Here is a 19,155-nt window from a genome sequence, read left to right on the forward strand (position 1 = left end):
GAAAACTCGAAGTATAGCCTCCAAAAAACAACTGTTTATCGTATTGAATACAAACAAAACAGAAGTCCTAAAAAAGACTTCTATTTTGTGACATATAATGAATGATAAGGTGGTAAACAAATCAAGATAATGTGATTGAGTGGTAAAAATTTATTAATAGCTGTTTTAGAATCTCTTATAACAAGGCTGATTACAAAAAGCGGATCTCTACACTGCTAATAAAAATTGAAAAATTCTACTCATTAAAACTTAGACTAACTACAGTTGCAATTGATTGAGCTGCATGTTCCCAGCTTCCATCTATAACTTTACCAATCTGCTGACCAAGTGCATTTAAATCATTTGGATTAACTGGAATTCCATTATACGCAGCAAGAATTGATAAAAGTGGAGCAGCAAATGGTGTCCAACCACCTCTATCAATATTAAATACAGGTTTATCTAGTACCTTTCCATCTTGTACTGTAAACTCATAATAAAATTGATCATCTGGACGAAAACTTAAATGGTGAGAGATTTGCCCCTTAACATATTTTTTTCCTGCACCTAGATTTACTACTTCTATTTCTTTTACATTAAATTCATGTTCAAATACTTTGATTTTTTTGACTTCTGGACCATTTAAGGCAGCTTGAACGGCTGTTTCCAAATTGTTTTGTGCAAAAGGTTGAATACTTAATTGTGCCTCTTTTGGTTGAATAGGAGCCTCCTTTTCTGCAGCAAACACCGAGGTAGTAGGTAGTGCACCTGTAGCTAACGTAGCTGCAAGTGCTGTTGTCATAATGATTTTTCGTTTCATCTTCATAGTTTTCCTTCCTCTCTTAAAGTTATGATATATAATTTTTTAAGATTGACACGGTACAATTTTTTTCATAATGCACGCAAAAAACTAGTTTAAGAACTATGTGAAAAAACGTGTCGGAAAATTAAAATTAATTATATATGTATTTTAAATGATATCTATCTACACATATTTTTTCAATTTTTCGATAAATTAAACGATAATTACTGCATAAGAGTCAATTTAGCACTTTATTTATCTATAAATTTCCTATAAACCATTTAGTTCATAGTGAAAGTAATATATTTGATATTAAATGTCTTGCATAATGCGATAAAATTTCACAATTTTTTATCAATATATACAGAAGAAAAGGTAACGAAACTTAAGTGATATTTAATACTTTTCATATTTGTGAAGTATGTGAATTTGTTTATTGTAACATCTAAGATGTTAGATGTTGTTTTTTAACATTACTTATCCGGATTCATGAAAAGTATTTTAATATATTATTTTTATTTTATATAAAAATATAAAGTTTTAATATTAAAACTAAAATATGGAAGTAACATAAGGGATTTACGCATATAGTAATGTTGATGGTAAAATTAACAAAATTTTCATTTAAATCAGATAAAACTATGGTGTTTTTAACTTATAATAATGTTACTACGATGAAAAAATGGCTACTAATTAGTTAATTTAAAAATCAATTTTAGATAGGAAGAGGATAATGAAGACCAGAGATAGTTATAAAATTATTGTAATTGGTGCTGGGACAGCAGGACTATCTTCTACTGCACATTTATTACGAAATGTACCCCTATTTAAAGAAAGTATAGCAATTATTGATCCATCAAAAAAACATTACTTTCAGCCACTATGGAGTTTAGTGGGGGGAGGAATTGTTTCAAAGGAAAGTACGATGCGTAATCAGGAATCGCTTATTCCAAAAGGGGCAACGTGGATCCCTAAAAGTGTTGTTAAGTTATTTCCATCTGAAAATAAGATACTTTTAGATGACGGACTGTTACTTGAATATGAAATTCTTATTGTAGCAGCTGGTATACAAATAAATTGGGACAGTATTAAAGGTTTAAAAGAGTCTATTGGCACTAATGGGGTATGTAGCAATTATTCTTATACATATGTTGATTCTACTTGGAGAGAAATCGAAAAATTCAAAGGAGGAAATGCGCTTTTTACCCACCCTAATACTCCTATTAAATGCGGTGGTGCTCCACAAAAAATTATGTACTTAGCAGAGGAGTATTTTTGTAATAGTGGTGTAAGAAACAGAAGTGAAGTAATGTTTTATTCTGCAAACAATAACATATTTCAGGTTCCACGATATGCAAATACTTTAGAACAAGTACTAGAAAGAAAGCAAATTATAACGAATTATAATAAAAATTTAGTGGAAATTATCGCCGAAAAGAGAGAGGCAATTTTTGAAGATACGCAAACACTAAAAAGAGAAACCGTACCATATAGTATGATACATGTTGTTCCACCAATGGGGCCACCTAATTTTATTAAAGAGAGTGAGATAAGTGATCATCAGGGATGGGTAGATATAAGCCCTTATACTTTGCAGCATGTGCAATATAAAAATATTTTTGGACTTGGAGATTGTACCAATTTACCTACCTCTAAAACTGGAGCAGCAATTCGAAAACAAATACCCGTCTTAAAACAAAATATTATGGACGTACTTAGCGGAAGAGATTTACAGGCTAAATATGATGGATATACATCATGTCCGATTGTTACAGGATATAAAAGTCTTATACTCGCTGAATTTAACTATGAACATGAGCCACAAGAAACGTTTCCATTTAATCAAGCGAAAGAAAGGTATAGTATGTTTTTACTTAAAAGATATATGTTGCCATATATGTATTGGAATTTAATGTTGAAAGGGATTCTATAGGAGAAGATAAAAAATGGTTACAAAAATTGAAAATCAATTTGAAATAACTAATTGGAGGGAATAGATATGCTTTTAAAATATTTTTATGATGAAAAATTAGCACATGCTTCCTATTTAGTCGGTTGTCAGAAAGAAGGCGTAGCAATCGTTATTGATCCTAGTCGCTATATAGAACAATATATAGAATTTGCTAAGAAAGAGGGGATGGAAGTAATTGCTGCGGCTGAGACACATATTCATGCTGATTTTCTTTCTGGGTCTAGAGAACTTTCTACTCTTTACCATGCAAATTTATATGTATCTGATGAAGGGGATTGTGATTGGAAATATCAATATCTTAACGAAGGTCGATACAAATTGGTTAGAGAGGGCACGGAGTTTAAAGTAGGTCATATAAAATTTAATGTAATTCACACCCCAGGGCATACGCCTGAAAGTATTTCTTTTTTAATAACTGATACAAGTCAAAATAATTATACGAATGATAAGCCGATAGGGATATTCACAGGTGATTTTATATTTGTAGGAGATATAGGAAGGCCGGATTTATTAGAAACTGCAGTCGGTATTAAGGATACTGCAAAAATAGGAGCGAAACAATTATTTAATTCTATACAAAAAATAAAAATACTTCCTGATTATTTGCAAATATGGCCATCACATGGTGCGGGAAGCGCATGTGGAAAAGCATTAGGAGCAATTCCAACTTCTACATTAGGTTATGAAAAGATGTTCAATTGGGCATTTCAGTGTAATGAAGAAAGTGATTTTATATCGACTTTATTGACGGGACAGCCAGAGCCTCCAAAGTATTTTTCATTAATGAAGAATTTAAATAAGTATGGTCCGCCAATTCGTAAGAAGAGAAAAAGTACTGCTATTAATACAGTAGAAGAACTTCAAGAAATTTTGAAGAGCGTTCATCAAATAGTTGATATAAGGGATGTAGAGAGTTTTGCTGCAGGTCATATCGAGAAGTCAATTAACATACCTTATAACAATTCTTTCACAACTTGGTGTGGATGGTTATTAGATTATAAAAAAGAAACTTTAATAATTCTAGATGAGGAAAAGGTTAAAGTAGAGGCAGTTATTAGAGAATTTGAATCTATTGGGTTAGATAATATTATTGCTTTTGCACCCTTAAAAGTAATACAAAGACTTGATAGATTTGAAAGTTACAAAGAAAAAACATCGATTGAATTATATCCGCATATAAAAGGTGGAAGCGTTAAGGTTATCGATGTGCGTAGTAAAAAAGAGTGGGAGGAAGGACACCTTCATGATGCAATACATATCACTTTAGGTAATCTATTTGAACAACTAGATTATATACCGAAAGATTTTCCAATAGTTTTGCAATGTCGAACCGGATTACGTTCCGCTATAGCAGCTAGTATTTTACAAAGAGCTGGTATAAAGGAAGTAGTGAATTTAAAGGGAGGATTTCTTGCATGGAAAAAAGAAAAGCTTCCTTATACAACAAGCAATCTCAATGTGTAGAAAAATATTATATGCTAGGTAAGAATAATTAAAAGAAGTTATAGATGACGTGTTAGAAAAGGGAATCATAATTGTTGCAGCTTCAGGAAATACATTAGGATTATTAATTGATTATCCAGTTAAATATGAAAATGTAATATTTGTTTTAGCATTAAATAATTTAACATTGGATCCATCTTTTATGAAATGGCAGTGTTGGAAGTACTTAGGTAGTATCAATAAGAACCCAATTTAAAATTCTCTTGGATGCAAGAGAATTTTTTTATTGGGAATAGTAAGGGGGAGGGGAGGTGCATTACATATGGGAAAAGGTAGAAGTAATAATGCTGGTAAAAAGCAACCGAATTTTGATGATTCATCTAATTTTGCTAAACAAAGCCAACCGACAGAAAAGAAGAAGAAATAAGAACAGGAGCTCTCTTGATAAAGGGAGCTCCTGTTAAAAGTGGATTGACGTTTCAGAATAACATATCGATGGATTAACCCAATAGCCATAAATACAAGGTTTTAATTTTTCGAAGGGCACCTAATTTAATATTATTGTCCCGCTTTTTTATACTTATTGACGCGTTAAATCCATTTAAAATGCTCCTTAATGGCGTTGGGCGTGACCTTCATTAAAATTTTTTAAACCTAATGGGACTTACCATTAAGAGGGCGAGGATTAAAGTAATCCATGCATTACTATATGAAAACAATGCCATACCAGCCAATGATAATCCTGCAGCTGGAATAGGTAATCCCTTAAAATATCCAATAGTTGGTTTAATACTAAATTTAGCTAATCTTAAAGCACCCATTGTTGGGAATAGGATAAATGCCAAAGAAGTTAAAATAGAAGGTGTTGCTATCGTATGAAATAAAAGCGCAGGAGCGACGCCGAAACTAACAATATCAGCTAAGGAATCCAATTCTACGCCAAACTCACTGTTCACTTTTAATTTTCTTGCAATTCTTCCATCAAGAAAATCTAAAACAGCTGAAAAGAAAATGAGAATGGAGGCTGCTCCTAAATATTCACTCATATTCAAGGTGATTGAGAAAACACCGCACAATAAATTTCCAATCGTAAATAAATTCGGTATAACTTTTACAAGCTGATTAAACAAGTTTGTTCCTCCTAAATTAATTAAACTTCACATTTCTGTAGCAATTTCTATATATTCTTCCGTTATTCTTAAAAATATATGACCACTGTATTACTGTAAGCTAATTAAATTTCGATAAGAGAAAAATTGATTTCTTAAATGTTCCACTGGTTTATAAAAATGTTTAATCATTTTCAGTACGCGTTATTGAATATTAGCACTTGATAGTTGATATTTCGTGTAGTCAGGGATTTTCCGGTTCTGGTGCAAAAAATTCAAGGTAATTAAAAATAATCTCTAAAAAGGAGACATAATGATACTATTATTTTAAAAAGGTTCGTGGTTGGTATCGAATATAAAAAAATAGAATTTTTATACAAAAATCACCCGAAAGGGTGCCTTTTGTACCTCTTAAAATGACTGAAGATGTGTTTACTGGAGTTCATTAGGTAGTTAGAGGTTGATAGACTATCTTTAACGAAAATGTTGAGTAATTCATCTTCATTATATATCAATTTAATAATGATTGGGGATTTAGAAAGTTCCATGGAAAGTACATATCAACCTGATTGGAAGATTGGAAATTTAATAACTAGTGATACATTTTACTTAACTCAACATTTTGGTGCGCAAATGAAAATTTTTAAAGTCCACACAAATGGTACCCTAGAACGATTCCAAACAATAGAACCAGAATTCAAATAAAATTTTTGCAGGATCAATTAAATTCATTCCTTGTTATGCAAACACATTTTTAGCGGAACTAACTTCTTCACTATTTTGCGCTGGAAAGACTTTATAAAAAATGGTTACGTTTTCTGATCTTGAAATAACCCTCTCAAATTGCAATCCTGCTTTTTCTAAAAGCTTTACTGCATCAACAATAGAAGTAATTGCTACAAAAGTTTTTCAAATAAAATTTATAAAAGCTTGATAGGCAATACCAAGGGAAAATACCGTAGCTACCATATGTGCAGTCCATTTAGGCATATTTAAATTTAATACGGTATTGTATAACATTCCATATACGATACAAATGATTAATATGAATGCAATGAATTGAAGAACTAATAAAAATAGCGGTTGTTCCATTTATTCTCATTTCCTTTGTTTAATATATTAATATAATTTACTCGGGTGTGAAAGTTTCACTTCTATGAATTTCCAAAAATGTGATATGAAAGGAATAGTGATAATCATAAGAATTACTGCAAAACTATAATGGAACTAAAAGTATTATGACAAGATTAGTAAAATAGTAAAGAAGGTCGCCATTCACGGCGACCTTCTTTACTATGCGTTATACCCAAATAATTTTAAATCTTCTCCTGAATCTGAAATGATTTTCTCAAATCGTAATCCTACTTTTTCTAAAAGCTTTCCTGAGGCGATGTTATCTACAGAAGTAATTGCTACAATTCGTTTCATGCCGAGCTTTTGTACACCGTATTCGATTATCGCAGAAGCTGACTCGTAGCCATATCCTTTTGAACGGAATGTCTCTAAAAAGGCAAACCCGATATCAACGTCTTCTAATGAATCTCTTTTAATAAGGCCACACATACCAAGTGGAGTGAGATCTTTTTTTCGTTCTACTAAGTAAAGGCCGAATCCAAGTTTGTTATACATATCGATGGGACCGTTTACAATATAATTTTTTGCATCTTCTAAGTTACTAACTCCTTTGTCACCGATAAACTGAATCCATGCAGGATCGTTTACTAACTCAAGAATAAAAGGAGCGTCTTTTATATCAAACCAGCGAAGATTAAGACGTTCAGTTTCAAGAACTATCAATAATTACACCACCTTTAAAAAGTTATAACAATTAGTATGGATTGTGTAAAACAAAAGTGCAACATATTTTAATGGGGGTGTTTGTTCACATAAAGTTCGTTTGTTTTGTATAGAGAGATATCTTATAATTAGGATTGATTGTAAAGAGTGAGATGCTTATACAATGACTCCTAGGTGATTAGGAGTTTTTACTATATAACTATCATTATTACTAAATATGACACACTATACATTCTACTCAAGGAGGTACATAATGAAGAAATTATATAATGCATCGTTTACGTATTTGATTATCGGTTTATTATCAGGGATTTTCGCTAGGGAGTATGGTAAGTATAAAGGGATTTTAGGGTCTACTTTGTTAAATCTTTTGCATACGCATACACTTGTACTTGGCTTTTTCTTCTTTTTAATTGCTTTAGGATTAGCAAAAGTATTCGCGTTTCATGAAGTGCAAGGGTTTAATAAGTGGTTTGTTTTACATAATATTGCATTAACATTAATGTTAGGTTCGCTAGCAGCGAGAGGGCTTCTTCAGTTAAATGGAGCTGACTTTAAAGGGTTAACTTATATTGTAGGATTTTCTCATTCGTTGATGGCAGTTACTTTAATTTGGTTTATGTTGTTAATAAAGAAATCGTTTAAAATGTAGTGAAAAAGAACTTGTAGCGTGTGCTGCAGGTTCTTTTTTGTATGTTCAGGTTTAATAATCTTATTTTTCTAATTATTTTGTATAAAGATGGTATACTTGTTTTAAAATTAAAAAGACCTGCGGTAGTATGTCAACGGAAAAACAACAGAAATCAAAGTTATCAAAGGACATTTTGTTGAAAAAAGACATTACGAAACTAGACCAGTAATGTATGTAATTTACTGGAAAATATTTGAAAGGTAGCGATGACAGGTTTTATGTCACACTTTCACGCACCTTTCTGGCGTAAAGAGTTGGTGATTGCGTAGTAGCGCATCCACCAATCGCACAAATTTTCTTGCGGTTAGAACGAGTGCACGTTTGTGTTGATGCTTTGGTACTTCATTATATTTTTTTACGTAATATTCTTGGTAATCAGATACATACTTTCTTACAGAGTTGGCGGCTTCAACTAGGTAATAACGTAAGTAGTGATTTCCATTACGAGATAATGAAGTGTTTTCTGCAATGAAACGACCAGATTGATGTTTGCGCCAATATAATCCGGCATATTTTGCAATCTTAGTTTCATCATCAAATCTTTCGATTTGACCAATTTCAGCGATAATACCAGCAGCGAATACGGGACCCACTCCAGGAATGGATTCAAGTGTTTGAGGTAATCCAGCCATGATTTGCTTAATGGACTTTTCTATTTCCTTAATTTGTTGTTGATAGGTACGAATGACCGCAATTGATGTTCCGAGAAGGACATCGATTGAATCTTCCACTACCTTATCTAAACGATAGGAAGAGCGAACAGCCTTTTGAATGGTTGACGCAACACATTTTGGATCACCGAACCGATTCTTTCCTTTTGCTTGTAGGAACTCAGCGAGTTCGTTTAAAGGCATGTCAGCTAATTCCTCTAGACTAAGTTTTTCAAGGAATAGCTCCATCATGGCGTTGCCGAATATAGAAGAATCCACCTCTTGTGAGAACGTATTACACTTATAACTTAGGTGTTGTAGAAAATGTTGCTTTTCCTTTGTCAACATTCTAACGAGCTGATAACGAGATCTTGTCAATTGTTGTAGTGCTACGTACTGGCTTTCTTTTACGATAGACATTTGATTTCGTCCGAACCGTAAATAGTCAGCGATGACGAAGGCATCAATCTCATCTGTTTTATCCATGTCAGAATAGCTTTTCTTGAAGTTCGTAATTTGTTTTGGATTCATTAGAAATACTTTTGCTCCAAAACTTTGTAACTCTTTATCATAATGAAGAAACATAGATGGATGAAAACTATAAACAGATGTAGATTCTAAACCGATTTTAAAAATTTCTACTTTTTGATTGGCTATACGCTGTAATAATCGCTCTTTTAGCGCTATGGCACCTGGTAAATCATTATTGACTGAAAAGGAGTCTAGCTTTTCTCCGTCACCATTTAGAATACAAGTTTTTATATCAAACGAACTTACATCTAATCCAACAAATAATCTCATGTAAGAGACCTCCTTTCGATTTAGAATCATTGCTTGGACGTCTCGAGATATCTCTAGTGTGCACGCCGATCAACAACCTCGTGTATGAGAGCTAGTCCTGAATCGAAAGCCGCCCTAGAGCTACTAACATCTAAGTTCGAGGGTCAGGCTGCTCAGCCTGCGAGTAGGAAGTCCCGCACGTTCACTGAGAAACACTCTTTTTATGTGGTAAATCCACAGGAGAAGAAAGAATTGTCCCAAATGATCCTAAGACCATTATCTAGAAATATCTTGAGACGTCCAAGGATTATTTATAAGTCTCATAGTAGGAAGAAAACCTAAGTTTGAATTACAGCTTAAATATAATATACGAGGAGAGTTGATTATGGAAATAACAATTGAACATGTAGTAAATGAATTAAAAGGCATACTTCCTGAAGATCGAGTAGTAATAAATATGACAGTACGAGAGTTACATAGTAAAGATGAATCTTACCATAGTAGTAGTTTACCTGATGTAGTTGTTTTTCCAAAAACGACCGAAGAAGTTAGCGCGATAATGAAAATAGCGATTCAGCACGGAACAGCTGTCGTTCCATTTGGAGTAGGGTCCAGTTTAGAGGGACATGTAATTCCTTACGAAAAAGGAATTACAATGGACTTTTCTCTTATGAACAAAATACTTGAAATAAGAGAAAAGGATTTTCTTGTGAGAGTACAGCCAGGGGTGACGCGCTCTCAGCTTAATAAAGAATTGAAAAAGTATGGATTATTTTTTAGTGTAGACCCAGGAGCTGATGCAACGTTAGGAGGAATGGCTGCTACAAATGCGAGCGGAACGACAGCGGTAAAGTATGGGGTAATGCGTGATCAAGTTCGAGATTTAGAAGTCGTTCTTGCTGATGGAGGAGTAATACATACCGGGAATTTAGCGGCGAAGTCATCATCAGGTTATCATTTAAATGGTATTTTCGTAGGCTCAGAAGGAACACTTGGATGTTTCACGGAGTTAACTTTAAAAGTATACGGTATACCAGAACATGTTATGGCTGCGAGGGCATCGTTTCCAACTATAAATGATGCAGTAGAAGCTGTAATTAACATATTACAAGCAGGTATTCCAATCGCGAGAATTGAACTCGTTGATGAATTATCTATGAAACAAGTAAATTATTACAATGAAACAAGTTACAGAGAAGAACCGACACTGTTTTTAGAGTTTCACGGCAATGAAGCAGGGTTAAAGCAAGATATTGAATTTACGAAAGAAATCGTTCTTGATCATAAATGTATAGAAATTGCGTTTGAGACGGAAACAGCAGCGAGAAATAAGCTGTGGGATGCAAGACATAACTTAGCGTACTCTTACGTGCATAGTTATCCTGGTAAAAAGCTAATGAGTACAGACGTATGTGTACCAATTTCGGAATTAGCTGGAGCGATTCAACATGCGAAAGAGGTATTACATAAAGTAGGGCTTATTGGCGGTATTCTCGGTCATGTTGGGGATGGGAATTTCCATGTACTCTTAATGATTGACACAAATGATAAGGAGGAAGTGAAGAAGGCAGACGAAATAAATGAAAGTATCGTTCAGTATGCTCTTAAACGAGGAGGAACGTGTACAGGAGAACATGGCGTTGGAATCGGGAAACGAAAGTATCAAGAAGAAGAACATGGGGCGGCATTATTTGTAATGGAGAAAATAAAGAAAGTTCTTGATCCGCAAAATATTTTGAATCCGAAAAAGGTGTTTCAATTAAAAAATAGGGGCTGAGTGGATGAAAGTACTAGAAGCGATAAGTAATATAGCTGGAAAGTATTTTGCATTTTGGGTTATTTGTATTGCAGCTATTGCATATTTCATTCCCGCGCCATTTCTCGGATTAACTAGTTACATAACGATTTTACTTGGGGTTGTCATGTTTGGGATGGGATTAACATTGAAGGCTGTTGATTTCAAAATCATAGCTACAAAACCATTACCAGTTATTATCGGTGTATGTGCTCAGTTTATTATTATGCCACTTGTCGCATACGTACTAGCCTACGTTATGAATCTGCCAGCGGAATTAGCAGCTGGGTTAGTGTTGCTCGGTTCAGTACCGGGTGGCACTGCATCAAATGTTATGGTTTATTTAGCAAAAGGGAACTTAGCGTTGTCTATTGCAATGACTTCAGTATCAACGTTACTAGCACCAATTGCTACACCGCTCATTCTACTATTACTTGCAGGGCAATGGATGCCAGTAAATGCTATGTCCATGTTTCTTTCTATCGTACAAGTCATTATTGTGCCTATTATTTTAGGACTAGTAGTGAAAAAGTTTTTCCCTCATATCGTTAATAAAGGAATGACTGTTATTCCTTTAATATCAGTTGTAGCAATTATCATAATTGTTTCTGCAGTTGTTTCAGCAAATGTAAGTAGCATTACTTCTTCAGGACTTCTTATCTTTATTGCGGTGATGCTCCATAATGCTTTCGGTTTTTTGCTCGGATATATAACTGCGTTCGTACTTGGACTAGACGAAGGGACAAGAAGGGCTATTTCAATAGAAGTAGGAATGCAAAATTCAGGTTTAGGTGTTGCGCTGGCGACAGCACATTTTGGACCGGTTGCTGCACTCCCAAGTGTATTAGCGGCAGTATGGCATAACATTGCAGGGCCAATATTAGCAACCATCTGGTCAAAAAATACAAAGAATACTTTCAGCGATGAAAATGTATCAATAAATATAGAAAAATAGGAATGATAAATAATGCAAAAACGTATTGTACATTTTGAAGGAATGGTTGTATTTTTAGCCACGATTTATATGTATTCGATATATGAGTTTAGTTGGATTATATTTTTTGTATTCCTTTTAGCGCCGGATCTATCAATGTTAGCATATGGGATTAATAATCACGTTGGTGCGAAAATATATAATGTATGTCACACATATATCATATCCATATTAATTGTTCTAATAGGTGTCTATTTTAAGATAGATACCGTTATAATGATTGGCTTAATATGGACAGCACATATTGGAATGGATCGAATGTTTGGATATGGATTGAAATATGAGACGGATTTTAAGGATACTCATATTCAGAGGTTATAAGAAAAAGTATTCATATTTACAGCGGGTCTATTAAAATATTGAACAAAATTCAGTGAATGAATTTCGTTCAATTGTTGAGAAATATATATATATAGATAGATATAAATAATCGAATTATGTTATTTTTATGATAATTAAAAGAAGGAGAGTGGATTTGATGAATATACAAATCACTGGCAATGAATTAATTAATAAGATGCTGAATGATTGGTATCGAGATATTAGAGCTCAACGTATAAGTGAGGCAAAAAAATTAAAAGAAGAGATCGATAAAAAGCTTTATATTATCGAATCAGATATAAAGGTTTCATTTCACTATTATCTGTTAGAATTTCGATATAAAGTGCTAATAGATGGTTTAGGTAATTTGAAAAAAGCTTTTGATAAAATAGATGCATTGCCTAAACCAAATGATGAATATTCTAATTATTATTATTATTTATTCAAAGCCATTCATTATACAATTCTTACTAATTATAGTGAAGCTAGCAACTATTTTGAAAAAGCTGAAGGGTTATTAGAGCATATTTCAGATGAAATTGAATATGCAGAGTTTAATTATAGAGTTGCTATATTAAAATACCACTTGCATTACGCATATTCAGCTATTGAATACGCTTCAAAGGCAAGAGATATCTTTGTTAAACAAGCAGGGTATGAAGTGAACATAGCGCTGTGCGAAAATATATTAGGATTATCTTTTTCGGAATTAAAGCAGCATGATAAAGGTGAGGAATATATTGCGTCAGCAATAAACATTTTACAAAAAAATGATGCAGAAATGTTAGTATTAAGAATCAGACATAATTTAGGTTTATTGTATGCGAGTCAAAATCTTTCAGTTTTAGCAATTAGACACTTATCTGAGGTTTCTAAAAAAATGCCTACTCATTATAAGGCAATCTTTTTAGAGGCAAGAGAATATTATAAATTAGGTGAAATAGAAAAAGCGAAGGAATTAATTGAAAGTGGATTGAAGGTTTGTGAGGAATTAAAAAATGATGAATATAGATATCACTTTTTAATTCTAAAGGGATTTTGTCAGCATTTAGAGGTAGAAAAAATAGAAAAAATTATTCTTGAAGGTTTTTCTTACTTTGAAAGAAAAAATTTATCGGAGTATATTCACGAATATACTGAAAGTCTGGCATTAGAGTTTCATAAAGTAGGTAATATAGAAAAAGCAGAAAAGTATTTTTTTATGAGTTATGAAATAAAAAAGAGAATATTTGAAAAAGAAGCATTAAAATAAAGAAAAAACTTGGATTATCTATAATGGGAATAGCAGCTGGAGTTATGGGGTTTTATGGTAGAAGGTCTTTGCAATAAATTAGCTCACAGTGGATATGGTGGAACGTTTATAATTATAAAACCTAATGAAAATCCATATGCTGTCTCTGAAGATACAACGATGCCTGCAAAACAAACCTTCTATTGAACGTGGGTAATTAAACAAGTCACAAATTATAATTTGTGACTTGTTTAAGGGTGGATACTAAATGTGTTGCTTTCAATATTGAAAGCAACTTTTAAGTTTGTGATTAATAGTTAACTTAATAAATTTTGGGTTAAAATAAAAACAAATTTTTAATCAAGTCCCACAAAAAGTACGATAAGGGCGATTCGTCGGTGCAGGCGGAATGCAGTATTCTTCTTGATCTGTAGAATACGCATAAGGATTTGATAAAGCTTCAAGAAGTTTCTCCATTACGCTATAGTCGTCATTTGTAACAGCTGCTTCTAGTGCTTCTTCTACACGGTGGTTCCTCGGGATGATTGATGGGTTATTATTTTTCATCATCTCGTAGGCGTTTTCTTTCGATTCTTCTTGTTTTTCTAATCGAGATTGCCACAGTTTGTACCATTCTTTAAATTCAGGACTATCGAATAGAGGGATATTTTCTAACGTATCAAGAGTTAATGAACGGAATGTATTAGTGTAATCTGCTTTATATTTCTCCATCATTTTTAAAAGTTGCTCAATAAGTGATTGATCTTGTTCTTCGTTGCTAAATAGTCCTAATTTCTTTTTCATTCCAAGGAACCAATTGTTTTCATACTGTACGCTAAATTTCGAAATTTCGTCTTGAGCGATTTTTAGTGCTTCTTCATCATCTTCGTGCAGAATCGGTATTAAAGATTCTGCTAGTCGTGCGAGATCCCATGCGGCCATATATGGTTGATTTCCATATGCATAACGACCTTGTGTGTCAATAGAGCTAAATACGGTTCCTTGGTCGTAATTGTCCATAAATGCACAAGGACCGTAATCAATTGTTTCGCCACTGATCGTTATATTGTCAGTGTTCATTACACCGTGAATAAATCCAACAAGTTGCCATTTTGCGATAAGACTAGCTTGTCTTTTAATGATTGCTTGTAGTAATGCAGTATATCGGTTTTCATGGGATTCAATTTCTGGGTAATGCCTTTTTATCGTATAGTCAGCTAGTGATTTCAGGTCCTCTATTGAACCACGAGCTGCAGCATATTGAAATGTACCGACGCGTATATGGCTACTAGCTACTCTAGTTAAAATTGCTCCAGGTAACTTTGTTTCACGATATGTTGGTTCACCGGTTGTGACAACTGCTAAACTGCGGGTAGTTGGAATATCGAGTGCATACATTGCTTCGCTAATAATATATTCACGTAGCATCGGACCGAGTGCAGCACGACCATCTCCTCGGCGTGAATAGGGAGTAGGGCCAGAACCTTTCAGTTGAATATCGAAACGCTTACCTGAAGGAGTAATTTGTTCGCCAATTAAAAGAGCACGACCGTCGCCTAACATATTAAAATGTCCGAATTGATGGCCAGCATATGCTTGAGCTAATGGATGAGCTCCTTCTGGGAGTGCATTACCAGCGAAAATAGCAATTTCAGCTTCCTTTTTCAGTTCTTCAGGGGTCAAGCCAAGAGATATCGCTAATGAATGGTTTAGTTTAACTAACTCCGGTGAACTTACGGGAGTAGGGGGGATTTCTGTATAAAATGATTGTGGTAAAGTCGTATAACTATTATCTAAATTCCAACCTGTTTCATTATTTTTAGTCATTGTATCTCCTCCTTTTTGTATTTTAAGTTATGTATTTGTACGTATGTATTCTTTGTAAAGTTAACTAAAAGTATAATATAATATTTCCCCTTGCAATCTATTGTAAGGACTTCATTGCACTATGTCTATTTAACAGCAAATTTAAAACCTCCATTTTAAGAAAATGGAGGTTTTTATTATTATTTAATTTTTGCAATTATTTTTCCTTTTGCTCTTCCAGACTCTGAATATTCCATTGCTTTTTGAGCATCTTCAAAAGGGAAAACTCGATCGATTACCGGTTTGATTTTTCCGGCTTCAATATAGTTTGCAATAGTACGTAATTGATCCCCGCTTGGCTTCATAAATAAAAATGAATATTGAGCATTATGCTTTTTTTCAAGTGCAGTAAGTTTTTTGCTGGCTAATGAAAATAAGAGAGTTTTAAAGAAGCCTGAACCAAATTCTTTACCGAAGCGAGCATTCGGCATACCTGAAACGGAAACAATGTTTCCTCCGCTTTTTATAATATTGAATGATTTTTCAAGTGTTGTTCCGCCGATTGTATCAAATACTGCATCATAATTTTTGAGTATTTCTTCAAATTTTTCTGTTTTGTAATTAATAATTTGATCTGCGCCAAGAGACTTTACTAAATCAGAACCAGCTTCACTAGCAGTTGTTGTAACGGTAGCGCCCATTATTTTTGCTAACTGAATTGCGAAAGTACCAACACCACCAGACCCAGCGTGAATTAATATTTTTTGTCCTTTTTGTAAATGCATAATATCATGTAGTGCTTGATAGGATGTTAAGCCAACGAGTGGAATCGACGCCGCTTCCTCAAAACTTAAATTTTTTGGTTTTAAAGCTATATCATCCTCATGAATGGCTATATATTCCGCGAAAGTACCGATCTTATTTTTTCTTGGACGTGCATATATTGCATCGCCGACTTTAAAACGAGTTACTTGCGATCCAACCTTCACGATGACACCGGAAAAGTCATTACCAAGGATTAGAGGCATTTCATATTTCAGTAACATCTTTACTTTTCCATCACGTATTTTAAAGTCAATTGGGTTAATACTAGCTGCATGAATTTCTGCGAGCACTTCATGTTGATTTATTTCAGGAGTAGGTACCTCTGCCATGCGCATTGGAACTTTTCCGTACTTATCAATTATCATTGCTTTCATTTCTTATACCTCCAAATTTTAATAAAAGTTGTGCAATAGTTTCTCAATATCTAACACAAGATTTTTTAATACACCTAATTTTGTACGTATATCAATATAATAAAAGTTTTTTGTACCTTCTTTTCGCATTAAAATAATACCGGCTTCTCGTAAAATCCTTAGGTGATGTGATACCGCTGGCCGAGAAAGGTGTGTTTGTTTCGTAATTTCTCCTACACGTAATCCGGTTTGACATTCCGTTTCCATGAGAACTAACAAAATAGCTTGACGTGTTTCATCGCCAATTGCCAATAATACTTTTTGAGAATCAATAAAATCTTTTTTTATAACATTTAATTGTTCTTGTTTATTCATTTCAATCACTTTACCTCCAAAAAATTAGTCGAAAGGTTTAAGATGATGAACCATTACTTCGATACGGTAATGCTACATGATTGTTGCATGAGGTGCAATATTGAGAAAGAAAATCGAGACGAATGAATTTTTTATTGTTGAAAATTATAGGGAGATAGAAAAGGGATTGGAAGGATTACATAACACAATAGATGAAGTTTTAAAAACAAAAAATGATGTAACAATAAAATAAGCGGTCGTAACCTTGTATAATCCATAAGGTTACGGCCGCTTATAATGTTTGTATTATTTTTGATTTTTACGATAGAACATGGTTCAACGTAAATTACATTCTTTTGTTTTACACTTTCATACAGACACAATTCAGGTGGATTATAGATGTATGAAAAGGTAAAAGGAATTTTGGGGCGTAATCTATCTATATGATAATTCAAAATGAAATATAAGTCTATATTTTAATGTTTTTTTTGATTATATTTATGTCACTGAGCTCAGAACAATGATGTGGAGGGTAAATATATGAAATCGAATGATGTACCAGTTTTAATTGTTGGAGGGGGATTATCTGGGTTAGCGTCTGCGTTATTTCTTGCAAAACATAATATTGAGTACTTACTTATTGAAAGGCATCCGTCTACTGCCATTCATCCGAAAGCAGGCGGTCTTACTTTACGTACAATGGAGTTATTTCGAGAATTAGGCTTGGAACAAAGAATTAAATTGGCAGGTAAAGCATTAGAGAACTGCAGAGGAAGAATAGCGGTTCATACAATAGCTGAGGCGAATAAAGAAGAATTGGAACAAATGAGAGCGACGCAATACGGAAACGATGAAGAGTTACTTCAAAAAATAGAAAAGATTAGTCCATCAAAACAAACTGCGTGTTATCAAATTATTTTAGAAGAGATGATGTTACAAGAAGCGAAAATATTAGGCGAGCAACTATCTTTTTATCATGAATTAGTTTCATTTGAACAAAATGAAAACGGGGTAAAAGCAACGATTCGAAATCGTGAAACAGAAAAAGAAAGTGTCATACATTGTGACTATGTAATTGCAGCGGATGGAGCGAAAAGTAAAATACGTGAGCAGTTAGGGATTAAAACTGAGGGTCGTGGAACCATTGGTGGCTATTATATGAATATTTATTTTGAAGCTGATTTAAGTGAGTTTATACAAGGAGATGCATTCGGTTTTTCGATGGTACTTCATCCGGAGGTTCTTGGTGCACTTATCCCGGTTGATAACGTAAAAAAATGGATTTATCATGTAGCCTACGATCCATTAAAAGGAGAGGGGCTAGAGGACTTCACTATAGAACGTTGTAAACAAATTATTCAAATAGCAATTGGAAGTACAAATGTTGAATCAAAAATATTAAGTGTTTTACCGTGGGAAGCAGCCGAAAGTACAGCGGTGAAATTTCAAGGAAATCGAACCTTTTTAGTTGGCGATTCTGCACATATTATGCCGCCAACAGGAGGATTTGGTTCAAATACAGGAATACAAGATGCGCACAATCTAGCTTGGAAATTAGCGGCTGTTATAAAAGGGAAGGCAAAACCAAAATTGTTAGAAACATATCATGAGGAGAGACACTCTGTTGCAAAATTAACGACAGCTTATGCAAGTAGTTTACTGTTTCGTGCTGCGAATAGAGAGGAAGGCAGTTTGAATAATATGGATGGTTTAGCTGTTACAGTTGGATATCAGTATTGTTCAGAGGCGATTATAGATGATTCAGTCACTCCGCATAGAATGGATAGCATAGAGTTGAACGGAAGACCTGGAACGCGAGCGCCACATTTATGGGGAACGTATGAGGGGAAGAAAGTTTCTACATTAGACTTATTCGGTAACAGTTTTGTATTACTTACAGGAGTAGAAAATAGTTCTTGGGCTGAGGCAGCACATGCTGTTTCAGCTAAATTAGGAATACATCTAAAAGGGTATCGTGTTGGCTTAAGTGGAGACTTTATTGTTCCAGAAGATATTTTTAGCAAATTATATGGTATAGAGAATGGAGGTGCTGTATTAATTAGACCAGATGGCTTTATCGGATGGCGTTCGGAAAAAACGGTAGTAAATCCAGATATAGTATTGGAAGAGGTAATGAGAAATTTATTATGTGATTTTTAAGTAACTACAGAAATATTGTTTTATGTACTTCACTGTACTGAAAAAATATTCACAAATTTCAATAGGTTTGATATGATTAAATTCGACAAGTTA

The 19,155-nt window shown here is 33.7% G+C and carries 19 protein-coding genes; 11 read left to right on the top strand and 8 right to left on the bottom strand.

From position 1 onward, the window contains the following. Nucleotides 1-235: 235 nt before the first annotated feature. Nucleotides 236-805 (bottom strand): hypothetical protein, encoded by a 570-nt coding sequence (locus QCI79_RS23330; protein WP_000782792.1) that lies wholly within the window; start codon nucleotides 803-805, stop codon nucleotides 236-238. Nucleotides 806-1,514: 709 nt separating this feature from the next. Here QCI79_RS23330 and QCI79_RS23335 point away from each other — a divergent pair. Both QCI79_RS23335 and QCI79_RS23340 read left to right on the top strand, forming a co-directional pair. Beyond that, the gene (locus QCI79_RS23335) at nucleotides 1,515-2,714 is read left to right on the top strand and encodes an FAD/NAD(P)-binding oxidoreductase (protein ID WP_000857307.1); all 1,200 of its coding nucleotides are present in this window, start codon (nucleotides 1,515-1,517) and stop codon (nucleotides 2,712-2,714) included. Nucleotides 2,715-2,780: 66 nt separating this feature from the next. Continuing rightward, a complete protein-coding gene (locus QCI79_RS23340) occupies nucleotides 2,781-4,217 on the top strand; it encodes an MBL fold metallo-hydrolase (RefSeq protein WP_000925328.1) in 1,437 nt (478 codons plus the stop codon). Nucleotides 4,218-4,834: 617 nt separating this feature from the next. On the opposite strand, the gene pssA is transcribed toward QCI79_RS23340, so the two are convergent. Further along, nucleotides 4,835-5,326: a CDP-diacylglycerol--serine O-phosphatidyltransferase gene (gene pssA, locus QCI79_RS23345; protein WP_000483080.1), complete on the bottom strand. Its 492-nt coding sequence runs from the start codon at nucleotides 5,324-5,326 to the stop codon at nucleotides 4,835-4,837. Between the two features lie 501 nt (nucleotides 5,327-5,827). On the opposite strand from pssA, the gene QCI79_RS23350 reads away from it, so the two are divergent. Continuing rightward, nucleotides 5,828-6,010, top strand: coding sequence for a DUF5065 family protein (locus QCI79_RS23350; RefSeq protein WP_031303325.1), 183 nt, complete (start codon nucleotides 5,828-5,830; stop codon nucleotides 6,008-6,010). Nucleotides 6,011-6,214: 204 nt separating this feature from the next. On the opposite strand, the gene QCI79_RS23355 is transcribed toward QCI79_RS23350, so the two are convergent. Together QCI79_RS23355 and QCI79_RS23360 are read right to left on the bottom strand one after the other, a co-directional pair. Then, nucleotides 6,215-6,397, bottom strand: a complete 183-nt coding sequence (locus QCI79_RS23355; protein ID WP_000437514.1) for a hypothetical protein — start codon at nucleotides 6,395-6,397, stop codon at nucleotides 6,215-6,217. A 201-nt stretch (nucleotides 6,398-6,598) separates the two neighbouring features. Beyond that, nucleotides 6,599-7,102: a GNAT family N-acetyltransferase gene (locus tag QCI79_RS23360; protein WP_000636208.1), complete on the bottom strand. Its 504-nt coding sequence runs from the start codon at nucleotides 7,100-7,102 to the stop codon at nucleotides 6,599-6,601. 253 nt (nucleotides 7,103-7,355) lie between these two features. On the opposite strand from QCI79_RS23360, the gene QCI79_RS23365 reads away from it, so the two are divergent. Then, nucleotides 7,356-7,754: a DUF2871 family protein gene (locus QCI79_RS23365; RefSeq protein ID WP_000737896.1), complete on the top strand. Its 399-nt coding sequence runs from the start codon at nucleotides 7,356-7,358 to the stop codon at nucleotides 7,752-7,754. Between the two features lie 260 nt (nucleotides 7,755-8,014). On the opposite strand, the gene QCI79_RS23370 is transcribed toward QCI79_RS23365, so the two are convergent. Continuing rightward, nucleotides 8,015-9,244 (bottom strand): IS110 family RNA-guided transposase, encoded by a 1,230-nt coding sequence (locus QCI79_RS23370; protein ID WP_021728073.1) that lies wholly within the window; start codon nucleotides 9,242-9,244, stop codon nucleotides 8,015-8,017. Nucleotides 9,245-9,608: 364 nt separating this feature from the next. Between QCI79_RS23370 and QCI79_RS23375 the strand changes: the two genes are divergently transcribed. The 5 genes from QCI79_RS23375 (at nucleotide 9,609) to QCI79_RS23395 (ending at nucleotide 13,771) form a co-directional block, all read left to right on the top strand. After that, entirely contained in the window at nucleotides 9,609-11,000 is a 1,392-nt protein-coding gene (locus tag QCI79_RS23375) for an FAD-binding oxidoreductase (RefSeq protein WP_000406572.1), read from the top strand. Nucleotides 11,001-11,004: 4 nt separating this feature from the next. Beyond that, the gene (locus QCI79_RS23380; protein ID WP_000865826.1) at nucleotides 11,005-11,973 is read left to right on the top strand and encodes a bile acid:sodium symporter family protein; all 969 of its coding nucleotides are present in this window, start codon (nucleotides 11,005-11,007) and stop codon (nucleotides 11,971-11,973) included. A 12-nt stretch (nucleotides 11,974-11,985) separates the two neighbouring features. Then, on the top strand, nucleotides 11,986-12,333 hold the full coding sequence (locus QCI79_RS23385) for a DUF4260 domain-containing protein (RefSeq protein WP_001172063.1): 348 nt from the start codon (nucleotides 11,986-11,988) through the stop codon (nucleotides 12,331-12,333). A gap of 157 nt (nucleotides 12,334-12,490) precedes the next feature. After that, nucleotides 12,491-13,585: a response regulator aspartate phosphatase gene (locus QCI79_RS23390; RefSeq protein WP_001025499.1), complete on the top strand. Its 1,095-nt coding sequence runs from the start codon at nucleotides 12,491-12,493 to the stop codon at nucleotides 13,583-13,585. A 54-nt stretch (nucleotides 13,586-13,639) separates the two neighbouring features. After that, nucleotides 13,640-13,771 carry a hypothetical protein gene (locus tag QCI79_RS23395; protein WP_000229164.1) on the top strand — a complete coding sequence of 44 codons (132 nt, stop codon included), beginning with the start codon at nucleotides 13,640-13,642 and terminating at the stop codon, nucleotides 13,769-13,771. A 153-nt stretch (nucleotides 13,772-13,924) separates the two neighbouring features. On the opposite strand, the gene QCI79_RS23400 is transcribed toward QCI79_RS23395, so the two are convergent. From QCI79_RS23400 to QCI79_RS23410, 3 genes are all read right to left on the bottom strand, one after another. Then, nucleotides 13,925-15,391 carry a protein adenylyltransferase SelO gene (locus QCI79_RS23400; RefSeq protein ID WP_000164926.1) on the bottom strand — a complete coding sequence of 489 codons (1,467 nt, stop codon included), beginning with the start codon at nucleotides 15,389-15,391 and terminating at the stop codon, nucleotides 13,925-13,927. 179 nt (nucleotides 15,392-15,570) lie between these two features. Beyond that, the gene (locus QCI79_RS23405; protein ID WP_000646425.1) at nucleotides 15,571-16,569 is read right to left on the bottom strand and encodes an NADP-dependent oxidoreductase; all 999 of its coding nucleotides are present in this window, start codon (nucleotides 16,567-16,569) and stop codon (nucleotides 15,571-15,573) included. Nucleotides 16,570-16,587: 18 nt separating this feature from the next. Beyond that, nucleotides 16,588-16,932: an ArsR/SmtB family transcription factor gene (locus QCI79_RS23410; protein WP_000571880.1), complete on the bottom strand. Its 345-nt coding sequence runs from the start codon at nucleotides 16,930-16,932 to the stop codon at nucleotides 16,588-16,590. A gap of 91 nt (nucleotides 16,933-17,023) precedes the next feature. Between QCI79_RS23410 and QCI79_RS23415 the strand changes: the two genes are divergently transcribed. Next, nucleotides 17,024-17,155 (top strand): hypothetical protein, encoded by a 132-nt coding sequence (locus QCI79_RS23415; RefSeq protein WP_001227549.1) that lies wholly within the window; start codon nucleotides 17,024-17,026, stop codon nucleotides 17,153-17,155. Nucleotides 17,156-17,442: 287 nt separating this feature from the next. Continuing rightward, nucleotides 17,443-19,062 carry an FAD-dependent oxidoreductase gene (locus QCI79_RS23420; RefSeq protein ID WP_000839984.1) on the top strand — a complete coding sequence of 540 codons (1,620 nt, stop codon included), beginning with the start codon at nucleotides 17,443-17,445 and terminating at the stop codon, nucleotides 19,060-19,062. Nucleotides 19,063-19,155 lie beyond the last annotated feature (93 nt).

This window comes from Bacillus cereus group sp. MG1 (genome assembly GCF_040460035.1).
Lineage (GTDB): Bacteria > Bacillota > Bacilli > Bacillales > Bacillaceae_G > Bacillus_A > Bacillus_A cereus.

Coding starts and splice junctions, on each gene's coding strand:
- QCI79_RS23330 (WP_000782792.1), bottom strand. CDS start 805: ATGAAGATGAAACGAAAAATCATTATGACAACAGCACTTGCAGCTACG.
- QCI79_RS23335 (WP_000857307.1), top strand. CDS start 1,515: ATGAAGACCAGAGATAGTTATAAAATTATTGTAATTGGTGCTGGGACA.
- QCI79_RS23340 (WP_000925328.1), top strand. CDS start 2,781: ATGCTTTTAAAATATTTTTATGATGAAAAATTAGCACATGCTTCCTAT.
- QCI79_RS23350 (WP_031303325.1), top strand. CDS start 5,828: ATGATTGGGGATTTAGAAAGTTCCATGGAAAGTACATATCAACCTGAT.
- QCI79_RS23355 (WP_000437514.1), bottom strand. CDS start 6,397: ATGGAACAACCGCTATTTTTATTAGTTCTTCAATTCATTGCATTCATA.
- QCI79_RS23365 (WP_000737896.1), top strand. CDS start 7,356: ATGAAGAAATTATATAATGCATCGTTTACGTATTTGATTATCGGTTTA.
- QCI79_RS23370 (WP_021728073.1), bottom strand. CDS start 9,244: ATGAGATTATTTGTTGGATTAGATGTAAGTTCGTTTGATATAAAAACT.
- QCI79_RS23375 (WP_000406572.1), top strand. CDS start 9,609: ATGGAAATAACAATTGAACATGTAGTAAATGAATTAAAAGGCATACTT.
- QCI79_RS23380 (WP_000865826.1), top strand. CDS start 11,005: ATGAAAGTACTAGAAGCGATAAGTAATATAGCTGGAAAGTATTTTGCA.
- QCI79_RS23385 (WP_001172063.1), top strand. CDS start 11,986: ATGCAAAAACGTATTGTACATTTTGAAGGAATGGTTGTATTTTTAGCC.
- QCI79_RS23390 (WP_001025499.1), top strand. CDS start 12,491: ATGAATATACAAATCACTGGCAATGAATTAATTAATAAGATGCTGAAT.
- QCI79_RS23395 (WP_000229164.1), top strand. CDS start 13,640: ATGGTAGAAGGTCTTTGCAATAAATTAGCTCACAGTGGATATGGTGGA.
- QCI79_RS23400 (WP_000164926.1), bottom strand. CDS start 15,391: ATGACTAAAAATAATGAAACAGGTTGGAATTTAGATAATAGTTATACG.
- QCI79_RS23405 (WP_000646425.1), bottom strand. CDS start 16,569: ATGAAAGCAATGATAATTGATAAGTACGGAAAAGTTCCAATGCGCATG.
- QCI79_RS23420 (WP_000839984.1), top strand. CDS start 17,443: ATGAAATCGAATGATGTACCAGTTTTAATTGTTGGAGGGGGATTATCT.